Genomic DNA, 303 nt, shown 5'->3' on the forward strand with positions numbered 1-303 from the left:
GCCACCTGTCAACATGTGGGTCAAACGGGGTTCCGAGTGCCCTGAGGGGTGTGGTGAAGCAGTTGTCGTCCCTGGTGGCGGTCGGTTCCTGGTCCCGCTGAGCGGGCCTCGGCGGGCCCGGAAACCGCTCGTAACGGACACGTAAAATCTGCGGCCCCGAGATCCTTCCGGGGCTGCCCGGTCAGGCCAGGATCACGGAACGGGTCAGATGGCGCGGATTGTCCGGGTCCAGCCCCCGCGCCGGGGCGAGGGCGGAGGCCAGCCGGTGCACCACGACGAGATCGGCCAGGGGATCCCGGCCGG

General features: G+C 70.0%; 1 pseudogene. It reads right to left on the bottom strand.

Annotated elements, in window-relative coordinates:
* Nucleotides 1-181 precede the first annotated feature (181 nt).
* Nucleotides 182-303, bottom strand: a pseudogene (locus TN53_RS46675) (sugar isomerase); the annotation flags it as partial.

The organism is Streptomyces sp. WM6386, from assembly GCF_000972385.1.
In the GTDB taxonomy this organism is placed as follows: Bacteria; Actinomycetota; Actinomycetes; order Streptomycetales; family Streptomycetaceae; genus Streptomyces.